General features: G+C 41.6%; 11 protein-coding genes. All 11 read right to left on the bottom strand.

All coding sequences use genetic code 11. The features are described from left to right. Positions 1 to 95: 95 nt before the first annotated feature. Entirely contained in the window at positions 96 to 806 is a 711-nt protein-coding gene (locus ACTVJH_RS15050) for an AAA family ATPase (protein WP_455992484.1), read from the bottom strand. A 388-nt stretch (positions 807 to 1,194) separates the two neighbouring features. Beyond that, a complete protein-coding gene (locus ACTVJH_RS15045; RefSeq protein ID WP_455992481.1) occupies positions 1,195 to 2,310 on the bottom strand; it encodes a glycosyltransferase family 4 protein in 1,116 nt (371 codons plus the stop codon). Between the two features lie 59 nt (positions 2,311 to 2,369). Beyond that, positions 2,370 to 3,467, bottom strand: coding sequence for a glycosyltransferase (locus tag ACTVJH_RS15040; RefSeq protein WP_455992479.1), 1,098 nt, complete (start codon positions 3,465 to 3,467; stop codon positions 2,370 to 2,372). Positions 3,468 to 3,620: 153 nt separating this feature from the next. Next, positions 3,621 to 4,496 carry a glycosyltransferase family 2 protein gene (locus tag ACTVJH_RS15035; protein ID WP_455992476.1) on the bottom strand — a complete coding sequence of 292 codons (876 nt, stop codon included), beginning with the start codon at positions 4,494 to 4,496 and terminating at the stop codon, positions 3,621 to 3,623. Positions 4,497 to 4,753: 257 nt separating this feature from the next. Further along, positions 4,754 to 5,980 carry a hypothetical protein gene (locus ACTVJH_RS15030; protein WP_455992473.1) on the bottom strand — a complete coding sequence of 409 codons (1,227 nt, stop codon included), beginning with the start codon at positions 5,978 to 5,980 and terminating at the stop codon, positions 4,754 to 4,756. A gap of 464 nt (positions 5,981 to 6,444) precedes the next feature. After that, positions 6,445 to 7,593, bottom strand: coding sequence for a CDP-glycerol glycerophosphotransferase family protein (locus tag ACTVJH_RS15025; protein ID WP_455992470.1), 1,149 nt, complete (start codon positions 7,591 to 7,593; stop codon positions 6,445 to 6,447). A gap of 25 nt (positions 7,594 to 7,618) precedes the next feature. Beyond that, complete coding sequence (gene tagD / locus ACTVJH_RS15020) at positions 7,619 to 8,008, bottom strand: glycerol-3-phosphate cytidylyltransferase (RefSeq protein WP_455992468.1); 390 nt, start codon at positions 8,006 to 8,008, stop codon at positions 7,619 to 7,621. A 91-nt stretch (positions 8,009 to 8,099) separates the two neighbouring features. After that, the gene (locus ACTVJH_RS15015; RefSeq protein ID WP_455992466.1) at positions 8,100 to 8,360 is read right to left on the bottom strand and encodes a dTDP-4-dehydrorhamnose 3,5-epimerase family protein; all 261 of its coding nucleotides are present in this window, start codon (positions 8,358 to 8,360) and stop codon (positions 8,100 to 8,102) included. 12 nt (positions 8,361 to 8,372) lie between these two features. Further along, positions 8,373 to 9,821, bottom strand: a complete 1,449-nt coding sequence (locus tag ACTVJH_RS15010) for an MBL fold metallo-hydrolase (RefSeq protein WP_455992463.1) — start codon at positions 9,819 to 9,821, stop codon at positions 8,373 to 8,375. Positions 9,822 to 10,018: 197 nt separating this feature from the next. After that, on the bottom strand, positions 10,019 to 10,561 hold the full coding sequence (gene rfbC, locus ACTVJH_RS15005; RefSeq protein WP_455992461.1) for a dTDP-4-dehydrorhamnose 3,5-epimerase: 543 nt from the start codon (positions 10,559 to 10,561) through the stop codon (positions 10,019 to 10,021). Positions 10,562 to 10,564: 3 nt separating this feature from the next. After that, positions 10,565 to 11,446, bottom strand: a complete 882-nt coding sequence (gene rfbA, locus ACTVJH_RS15000; RefSeq protein WP_455992459.1) for a glucose-1-phosphate thymidylyltransferase RfbA — start codon at positions 11,444 to 11,446, stop codon at positions 10,565 to 10,567. Between the last annotated feature and the right edge of the window lie 275 nt (positions 11,447 to 11,721).

Raw genomic sequence — 11,721 nt, 5'->3', positions numbered from 1 at the left:
CGGCAAATGTCCTTGGAAGCATTTTGGAACTAGTCCAAAAAAATATGGATAGTTTCGTTGGTGAAAAAGGACTTCTTGTCAATAAAAACAAACTATTAACGACTAATCGCTAACCCCGAAAGTCGAGTCAAATACTTGAAACCGGGAAGTGCCGGAGCCAACTTCTGAGAGATCAAGGCGGTTTTCCCCGGCTCGGCCTGCAACAGGTACCGGTACCAATCGGAAAAATGTTCCATATTTTCGGCCGGGGTTTGTGCCTCCCCCCTGCTTTCAGCCCGCATGACCATGGGGTTGAGCCTGCTCACACAAACATTTCCCATATATTCCTTAAAAGCGATAAGTTTGGTGTTGTCGTCTCGCGGCATAACCACATTGAGCCCGGAACGGGACCAGTCTATGGGAAAACTCGGCCCTTTACCATATGAGTCATTATACAACGTGGCTTCACCCATTATATTTTCAAAAATAATATTCCCGTCTTCCAGCAATACTTCCTTTTCGATTCGAGACTTTTTTTTCTCAAGATCGTGCGCAATCTCTATCTCGTACCGAAAGTCCATACCACCTGTATGAACATCAATTTCAAACCTTCCACTCATCTTTGACGCCAGCGTACTGATATCCTTTTCAGGATATAAATCATCAACACCTGCTCCATCGACAATAAACCGTCGCAACCTCCCCAACACCTCGAGAATAGACGTCTTCCCGGACCCGTTTCTGCCAATCAGCAGATTAAAATCCTTCAACTGCACCTCAAAATTAAGCAACGTCCTAAAATTATGTATGTACAATCGCGTAATCATAACATCCCTTCCTGTTGGAACAAAAATTTCGTCGAAATTTCAATACATAGGATCCGCCGCGAAGCAGAGAAAAGCAGTTGATTGTTGATTGTTGATTGTTGATTGTTGATTGTTGAAAAAGACAGTTGATGGTTGATTGTTGAGTGTTGATGTTCTTCCAACGTCCCTCAACCATAAACGCCGAAGGCCATCAACCATCAACGCCGCGAAGCAGAGAAAAGCAGTTGATTGTTGACTGTTGACAGTTGATGTTCTTCCAACATCCATCAACCATCAACGCCGAAGGCCATCAACCATCAACGCCGCGAAGCAGAAAAAAGCAGTTGATTGTTGACTGTTGACAGTTGATGTTTTTCCAACATCCATCAACCATAAACGCCGAAGGCCATCACCCATCAACGCCGAAGGCACTCATCAACTCCCGATTAATAATCCGAACATCAAACCGCTCCTTTGCCATCTCCCGACTCCGCATCCCCATCCGCTCCCACTGATCCCGGTGCTCAATGAACCAGATCATACGCTCGGCCAGAGCATCAGCGTCACGGACCGGAACAAGAAAACCGTTTTCACCGGAGAGCACGGTTTCCCGACAGCCAGGGGCATCTGTAGTCAAAACAGGTCGGCCTGTGGCCATGGCTTCCATGACTGTCCTGGGCATGCCTTCATGGTATGAGGGAAGAACATAAACGTGACAATCAGCCAGATACGGACGAACATCGCTGGTTGTACCCAGATAGCGAATCACGCCCTGATCATGCCATTTTTGCACGTTCTTAAGGGGCACCCCGTCTGGGGAAGGGTCTTCCGGACCGAGCAGGTTGAAAACCGCATCAGGATACCGCGCTTTAACGCTCTGTGCAGCCCGAGCATATTCCCTGATGCCCTTTTCATTGAGCAGGCGGGCGATAAGGAGAAATGTTGGCGGGGATTTTTTCAACGGCATCGCCTTAAACCGATGCACATTCACCCCGGAACCATTGACCACCGAACATTTGGCAGCCGGTACAATCTTGAACCGGATAAAGGTATCTTGATTGTCCCTGTTTTGAAAAATAACAGCTCTGGCCCGTAACAACGCCAAGCGATACAGGGAGGAAACCAGGAGTCGCAAAATTTTCCGTTTGAACCCGCAGCCCTCAAAGGCAAACCCCAGGCCGGTAATCAGCCCATAAAAACGCAACCGTCCGGCAAAAGCAGCCGCCAGCCCGCCCCAGATGACCGGCTTGATGGTATAGGCGAGGATGATATCCGGTTTGGTTTTTCGAAATATTTTGTACAGGGAAAAAAAGGTGTGCAAGTCCTTGAGAGGGTTTAGGCCGTTGCGCTGAACCGGAAAGGGATGGAATTCAGCCCCTAGCTCTTCGATTTGATTGATGAATTGCGGGGAAGCTGGGGCAGCCAAAGCTATTACTTGGTGGCCGGCATTAACCATCGTACGGATAAGATTACCCCGGAAGTTGACCAGGGATCTGGGTAGAGCACCCATGATAAAAATTTTCATATATTTCGACAGCAATCAGTAAAAAATTCATTTTTCAATGGCAAAATCGCAACCTTGGTTTATGATTCAAATATCTCTTTATATATTTTACTATACTCGCTGACCATACGTTTGAGACCAAAATGTTCAGCCTGACCTCTTGCCGCATTTTCAATGACCAATCGATCACTCTGTGTTCGAAGAATACAGTTTTGGATTGCATCTACCCAATTTGTCGGATTTTGATAGTTATCAACCAAAAATGTACCCGGATTGTCGGGGTTAAGCACTTCTCGTAACCCGTCCACGTTTGACGCAACAACAGGGAGTCCAGTAGACATACCCTCTACAGCTACCAATCCAAAGCCTTCCCAAATTGACGGTATGAGCTGAATATCTGCCTCATGAAAGTAACTTTCGATAGCATCCGACCAACCTACAAGGTGAATTTTTTTTTCTAATCCAAGTTCCGCAATCAAAAGCTCCAGATGACCACGCTCAGGTCCTTCGCCGATGACTTTATAGCTCTCAACAGATTCACGAAGTTCTGATATGGCACGAATCGCTGTGGAAAAGCCTTTCTTTTTTGTCAACGAGCCCACTGAAACGAATTTGATCTTCGAGCTATTTTGCAACGGGCTTCTATGCTTCAATTCATACATTCGAGCACCATTCGGAACAACAATCATTCGAGTGGCCAATCTGCTACCAACCCACGTTCCAAGGGATTCTTGAACGCCATTGCTGATGCAAATAAACCGCAGATATCGCCTATATACATATCGTTCGAAATACTTAATGATATCTATTTTTCGACGTTTATTTACAGTGCTATGCTCTGTATAAATTAGTTTTACGTTAAGAAATAGTGTCGCCAATGCAACAAAATAAAAAGGCCATGTAAGATGTGCATGGACAAGCACATCGTCATATTCTAATATTCTTTTTTTCAATATAGAACGCAACTTAAATATAGCAAAAAAATTGCTTGAACTTACACCAAGTTCAGACTCATTTTCATGATATTGTATATTTTTTTTCAGTTTTATATTTGAATTAAAATAAATGACTTCAGATGTGAAATTTTCAGACGCAATGCTCTGGCCAAGCTCACGGACAAGGACTTCGGCACCGCCACCTGTTGGTGTGGGGATAATTTGAATTATATGTGGTTGCATAATTTTTAAGGTTCTTCGGTAGCGGTAGTTTGCGAGGGCAAGCCCTTTGGTATTTGTGGCAAATTCAAATTTTCGCCTTTGCAGGCAAACTTGGCATGTGAAATCAATCTTCTCAAAAGCAAGTCCTCTGGATGCGGGTGCTTACCTTTTGATTTATCGTGATAAACGGGTAAATATTTTTTTAAACATCAAATAGGCACGAAACTCTAACAATGAGAATTTCGTACAAATTTTAAACATTTTTTTTTGAAACCAGTTTATATTATTATATTTTAATTGATAATAAAACCTTGAGTCAAAAAGCATCTTTCGCGTTTTAAGAGCATTACAATTATTCCCAGTAGAACTTCCATGAGCATGCAGATATGTTACATGGGGAATAAGACCAATTTTATAACCATTATCTTGCAGTCTTCTACCGAGTATTCTTTCTTCGCAATACAAAAATGTACCTTCATCGAAACAACCAATTGTTTTGATCACAGATGCCCTTATAGCAAAAAAAGAACCTAGTAAAATATCAACATCAATTATATTTTTCGAATAATCGACGACAGGCATCTTATATCTTTTTCTAAAAGATGATATTGCCATAAAACAGCTAACAATATCATCGAAATAAGAGTGTATTACTCCTATAGGATAAGTAACAACATTTCCATTTGGATAACACATTACGCCCGATAACATCGCATAACTAGTTTTTTCAAATTGTTCTATAATTTCAAAAATTATTTTTTCTTCAAATAAGACATCTGGATTTGCTATAAAAAAAATATCAACTTCATAATTAGTTATAATAAATTTTATTCCATAATTATTTCCATAAGAATATCCACCATTCTTATCGCTTTTGATAACATCAATTTTCTCAGATTTTAAAGCGATTAATTGCGTATAAGACTGATCTGTAGAACAATTATCAACAATAACAATATGATTTAACGATCTATAATTCTTAATAGATGACACCAATGACATAGTGGTAACGGCATCATTATAATTTAATATTACAATCGCTGTTTTCAATATACGTCTCCAGTTAAGAGGAAGCAGATGCATCCGACAGTTTTAGAAGGCTACTTGACAACACACCACACCAAAAGACAAAAAATTTCACAAAAGTTGGTGACTCTAAAAAAATGGGGGACTTACTCTTTTGTCCCGCTAAGAAAAGAAACTGATCTTGCGTAATATCAGATGATCACAAAAATATGCGAAAAACAAAATTTCGTCTGAAATTTCTCCGCTAAGTAGCAGATGCACCTCTTCAAAGTAATGGAGCCCTATGAGCTGTTACGATTCCGCTTAGCCTGCGGCTCAACTTCTGAATATATTAACGTAAAAAATAGTACGCTTGTAATACCGAACAACGCATTCGTTCCTATGCATATCATCAATAATAATAGTATGAAACCTTTTCCATCTTTTGATGCGTGCAGATAAGCATGCAGCATCATTATAACAAAAACTATTAGTCCAATATAGCCTAAATATAGAAACAATGTTCCATAACTAGGAAGATAAAAATTTATATCAAATCCAAATCCTTGCCCAAAAATTTTTTGCAGAAAAGGGATATTATCATCAAATAAAACAGAATAATTACCAAATCGCCCCACAACCGAGTGTCCCGTAAAACTGTCATTCTTCCAAAACCTTTCAATTATTTTTTGAATATATTCAAAATGAAAAGTCCATATTATAAATAAAGTTAAAAACATTGTCAATAACAACGATTTTAAACTTGTTATGTTTATCAACCCTCTTATGGTTTTAAACCAACAAAATAAAATAATTGCAATACCAGTTGTAGATCCAGATATAATTATCCCCAAAGTAATAAATGCTGCAAGTATATATCTTTTCCTAAAAATATATATTTCACTATTTAATACTACATACAAAAACAATGATTGATATACAACAAAATGAGCAGGTTCTACAAATACACATCGCGGACGATACAAAAAATGAAAGTAACTCAAATAAGATTCAATTTCCAACACTGGTGCATATGAAGGCAGCCCAAAAAAAGTAGTAGGCAAAATAATCTTAAAATAAGCAAAAGCAACAAACTGAACAATAATATAGCAAGTAAACACTAAAGCTAAATAAGTATAAATTTTTATTCCATAAATTTTGTTAAAATAATATTTTACAAATAACATGACAGCAAAAAGATACAAAATATATCTACTAACACTTAAAAAAGCCACATCAAACAAATCAGAATCAAACAACCAATAAATACAAGTATGGATAAAAATAAAAAAAGAAAATATAAATAGTGGCTTACATACAATATTTGTCAACGCAATATGTTTTTTTAATATATCAATCAAAACGAAAAAAATACAGAAAACAAGTATTATGTCACCAACCGTTACCCCTTGCAATGGTGTAGCATACGTTGATAACGGAATAAATATTAATATTACCCATGTAACAAATTTATCAATAGTCGTAACATTATATTCTTTTTTTTGATTCTTTTTTAATTCAAATGCCATACAACATCTCTTTTATAACAAATCTCAGGATGAATGTTCCGGAAGCTCTCAAATTGAAAATTTACAAAACAGCATGCTCGAAATCATCTCACTGCTAGCGGATGCCCCCAGCAAAACAATCATCATTACTCGCCAAACCAGATAATTACGGAACAGGGTAAGCGCTCACAGGGGAGGGGCAATAGCAAAGGACAATCCCAGTAGCCTAAAATCCGGTGTCCTCTTCGCCCCCCCCGTAATAACTTCGAAAAGCAAAGAAAAACTGGATTTTTTCTGAATGCGCAGGTCTGTTTCACGCTTAGAATTCTTCCCGACAAAATCGGATGCACCTCCCACCGATATCAATAGCGCAAAAAACTTCAAAAATGAGAAATCTCGCATTTCTCGGCAACGAATCTATTGCCTCTTCCTGCTATATTTAAAGACTGTATTCATTATTTAAATTCAAAAATTTTAGGATTGTCTCATGTTTTGTACTTTAAACCTGAGGCCGTCTTTTCTTTACATTTATTAAATAAATCAGCATTATTAAGATCTCTTCTAGTATAAAAAAAATCAAGAACTTCTCTTCTACTTTTAGAAAAACTAACCACATCATCACCAGAAAATTTACTTAGCAAACATTTCCGCAATTCGCTCCAATTACTGACTTTGACTCCTGGCGTAACTTCCTCATAATTATATATAAAACCTCGGTTCTCATCCTGATAATACCAACTATAATCAGGTATAAAAAATATTATTTCTCTATCCAAGTTCAGATAATCAAAATAAACAGATGAATAATCTGTGATTAGTATGGCAGCCTTACATAAAACAGTTTGGATATCTTCATAAGGTAATACAATTTCTATATTAGAAAAATTAATCAAATTAGGAAAATTTGCATCTATATAAGGATGAAGCTTTATGACAAACTTATAATCAAACTTAAGCAAAATTCGATTAAGTTTTTCTAGTTCACTCATACAAGGAAAAATTTTTTCATTATAGTAGTCCTGCCCCATCCTATCTCTAAATGTTGGCGCATATAAAATCATCCGTTCATTTTCAGCTATAGATATAAGATTATTTACCCTAGGGTAAGTTCCAATGAAAAATTTATCTATACCTATATGATACAATCCACTAAAAAGCTCAGCATCCCTTTTTGATGTAACTAAAAAAATATCAGGCTCATTTTTTATATATAAATATTTTCTATAATTTCTTTTTCGAGCTACACCGAGTTTCTTAAGTGGTATACCATGCCAAAGAGTAATTAAAAACTTATCTTTACTTACAAATTTACAGACATCATTTCCAATATGACTGTGTGTACATACTATATATTTGGCTCTAGCAACTAAAACAATACTTTTAAAATTATAAAAATAGATAACAGGAATTTTATTATCTAGCAAAGTGTTATATATTTTTTTATCTTTAGTTACCCAGTAACAAACTTGATCTTTATAATTGTTTAGTATCCATTCAAAAAAGTATTTTGAATTATCTGAATAGCTATAACCTCCTTGAGATCCAAACAACCATACATTGCTATTTTTTGTTATTAAAGAAATAATAAAAACAAAAAAGGAAAAAATAATATCTATAATTTTATTTAATCTCACTGAGCATTTTCCTTTAATAACACAATTATGATCTCATATCATTTTTAATTTGCGTTGTAGAAATCTCTGGCGTACGGGGTAGATATTTTACCGCACAGTACTCTTTCAAAAAATCAAACTTACCTACCCAGTCATCACCCATTATGAAGATATCAATATTATAAACCGTTATATCTTCTACTTTTTGCTCCCAGTTATTCTCAGGTATAACTAAGTCAACATAACGCACAGCCTCTAACAATGCTTTACGCTTTTTATATTCGAAATAACATCTTTTCTTTTTTGAATTCCAATTAAAACTATCTGTACTAAGAGCTACTACCAGATAATCACCCAGCTGTTTAGCCCGTCGCAAAAGATTTATATGCCCATAATGAAGTAAGTCAAAAGTCCCATATGTAATGATTCTTTTCATATTACCTTCTTTTAAGTTTTATTAAATAGTTCGTTTCGTTAATTACTTTATATTCCATAGTCATCGCTGTTTCAAGTGGGTAGGGCAAAATTCAACCGTCCTCAATAAGGTAGATGATAGCGATAAGATTGTGATCGATATTTTCACTCAAATATATCTGCATCCCTAAACGCTCTCCCCTTCCGATTTTTTCTGAGAGCAAGGGAACGTCTCCCATGAGTGGCCATCTGATGCCAATATCAGGGTCATTCCAGATAATAGACCGTTCGTATTCAGGGGCATAGAAATCTGTGCATTTATACACAAATTCAGCCTCATCACTGGTCACATAAAATCCATGGCATCCGCTCAAAGGGGGGGGGCCTTACTTGACAAGAGTTAAATTTGGCTTTCCCGGGGTGATGCGCTCATTATTTTCGCTTTCGTGCTTTTCAAATGTGCGGTCAAATGTCCCATTATAGCGTGAACATCTCAGCTTAAGAATTTCATTTGCAAGACAGGTCCTCTGACACAATTCAGAGGGGAAGTTGTTCCTCCAGAGCTTTCCTGAGCCCCCGCTTCCCGTCCTTTTCTCCATGCACCAACCGAATTTTCTCCGGCACATCCCCCATACTCCGAACCCAATCAACCAGCCCTGCTGGTCCGCATGAGCTGAATACCCGGTCAATCGATGCACCTTGGCACGAATCTCCATTTGTTCACCGTCGATATACACATACCCTCCCGGCCGATCGCCATATCGCAACAGGTCGCTGCCCAGCGTCCCGCCGGACTGGTGTCCAACAAACAGAATATCGTTTCTGGAGTCGCCAAGCCCATAACGCAAATGGTCCACGATCCTACCGCCTGAACACATGCCGCTCCCGGCCAGCACAATCATGGGGCCGGATTCATGCACCAGGTCAAGATGGTGAGCGTGGTCGCGTACGGCGTGCAGGTTCTTGAAATTCAGGGGGTGGTCGCCGGAAGCGTACAGGGATTTGGCCTCATGGTCCCAAAACGGAGCCAGAGTGTGGTACGAGCGGGTGATTTCTAGGCCCAGGGGGGAATCGATATACACCGGAACATTCAGGTTCTCGGCGATGTTCAACCGGTCCATTTCGTAGATGAATTCCTGGGTGCGGCCCAAGGCGAAGGCCGGGATGAAGACTTTGCCGGAGTCGGCCAGGCAACGGGTCAGGATATGGCCGAGGCGTTCGGTGCGATGGGTACGGTCACCGTGGAGACGGTTGCCGTAGGTGGATTCGAGGAGCAGATGGTCGCACGGGTCGCTGGTGTCGGGATCGCACAGGATGGGGGTATTTGTGCTGCCGAGGTCGCCGGAGAAAACGATGGAATAATTGTCGGAAAGATCGAAACGGATAAAGGCGGAGCCGAGGATGTGGCCGGCTTTTTGGAATTTGAAATGGATTCCTTTTTTCAGGGTGAAATCTTCGCCGAACTCAAAGCTGTAGGAGAGTTCGTCGATGCGCTCGAGGAGATTTTGCTTTTGGCGGCGGTCGAAATCCGTGAAAGAGAGGGCGTCTTTGAGAAGGGGAAGCAGGAGCGCCTTGGTCGGGTGGGTGCAGAGGATTTCGCCTTTAAAGCCGTGGGCGATGAGCTCGGGGATGCGGCCAATGTGGTCAATGTGAGCGTGGGTAAGGAAGAGGTAGTGGATATCTGTCGGGGAGACGGACCAGGACTGCATGGGCGTGACGGTGTCGTGCCCCTGTGCCATACCGCAATCGATGAGCATGTTGATACCCTTGGATTGCAGAAGGTGACAGGAACCGGTGATGGTGTTTTGTCCGCCAATATGCGTGATGTTTATCATTTGGTTTTAGGTTTTAGGTGTTAGGCAAGAGAAGAAATGCACTGAGATATTAGTACTTTTGCACACGGGTTAGCAAAGATTTAAGAATGAAGAGGATCAAAGAATCTGCCTTGTCTTCAATCCGTGTGCATCCGTGTGATCCGTGGACCATTCTCTTCTTTTTCTGCGTTCTACACCATCGCGTGCGTAACTTCAGTTCAGTAAAATTCCGCCTTACAGAACGGCACTCCAGCCGTGTCCTTTCCAGAAAGCAACGGCTGCACTCCATCCAAAGGCCATGTAATGCCCAGATCAGGATCATCCCAAATGATGGACCGCTCATACTCCGGAGCATAAAAATCAGTGCACTTGTACACAAATTCAGCCTGATCGCTGACCACGTAGAAGCCGTGGGCAAACCCGGGCGGCACCCAGAGCTGGCGTCTATTTTCCGCACTCAGCATGACCCCGACCCACTTACCGAACCAGGGCGATTCTTTCCGGATGTCCACGGCCACATCAAACACCTCGCCGCTGATGACCCGCACCAATTTTCCCTGGGGCTGTTTGATCTGGTAGTGCAGGCCGCGCAGAATGCCCTTGCCGGAAAGGCTGTGGTTGTCCTGCACGAAATCGTAATCAATGCCGCTTTCGGCAAAGGTTTTCCGCTGCCAGGTTTCCATGAAAAAGCCCCGCTCGTCGCCGAACACGCGGGGTTCGATGATCACGACATCCGGAATGTCGGTCTTGATAAACTGCACGATCTATTCTCCACTTGCAAGCAAATTCAAAAGGTAGGTTCCATATCCGCTCTTCTTCTGCTCTTCTCCCATGACCCGGAGTTGATCCGCATCGATGAAGCCCTGGCGGAAAGCGATCTCTTCGGGACAGGCGATCTTGAGACCCTGCCGCTTCTCGATGGTCTGAACGAACCGAGAGGCATCCATGAGGTTATCGTGAGTCCCGGTATCCAGCCAGGCACTTCCCCGGCCCAGCTTTTCAAGACAGAGTTTGCCCATTTCCAGGTACCGGGTATTCACGTCGGTGATTTCCAGTTCCCCCCGGGGTGAAGGTTCGATGGATTTGGCAATGTCCACCACCTGATTGTCATAGAAATACAGGCCGGTCACCGCGTAATTGGACTTGGGGTTGGCAGGCTTTTCCTCCAGAGAGGTGACATTACCCGCAGCGTCGAATCCAGCCACGCCATAGGCTAGCGGGTCAGATACATGGTACCCGAAGACGGTAGCCCCTTCGGGTCTGGCATCGGCCCGACGCAGCTTTTCGGACAAGGTGTGGGCAAAAAAAATGTTGTCTCCAAGCACCAGAGCGCAATCAGAAGAACCGATGAACTTCTCTCCGATGATAAAAGCCTGGGCCAAACCATCCGGAGAGGGTTGCTTCGCATAGGACAGGGAGATCCCCCACTGGGAGCCATCGCCGAGGAGACGCTGGAAAAAAGGAAGGTCGATGGGGGTGGAGATGATCAGGATATCCCGGATTCCCGTAAGCATAAGGGTACTCAGGGGGTAGTAGATCATGGGCTTGTCGTAGATGGGCATGAGCTGTTTGCTGACGCCCTTGGTCAAGGGATACAATCGAGTACCAGATCCGCCCGCTAGAATTATTCCTTTTCGTTCAGTCATACTTATCCAAGACTACCTTTTGTTAAAGCTCGTTGCTGTAAATATTTTATTCCTAACGTATTGCACAGTTTCGACTTCAAATTGACCGGCTGATTAACATGAGCAGTAAACAAATGTATAAATCTAAACAGAAACTGATTTTTTTAGTGGCTCCTCGCTGTTTCGTGTGGGTAGGGGGTTGAGATCTGGGGGGCCACCGAGTAGGAAAAGCAGCTATGAAAGACTTAGATCTCTTCCAGAAAGCACTTGGTTTGACTCCGCCTTGGGAGGTACTT

The organism is Desulfoplanes sp. PS50, assembly GCF_053851535.1.
Note: the sequence above shows the minus strand (reverse complement) of the source record. Positions and strands in the feature narration are given on the sequence as shown.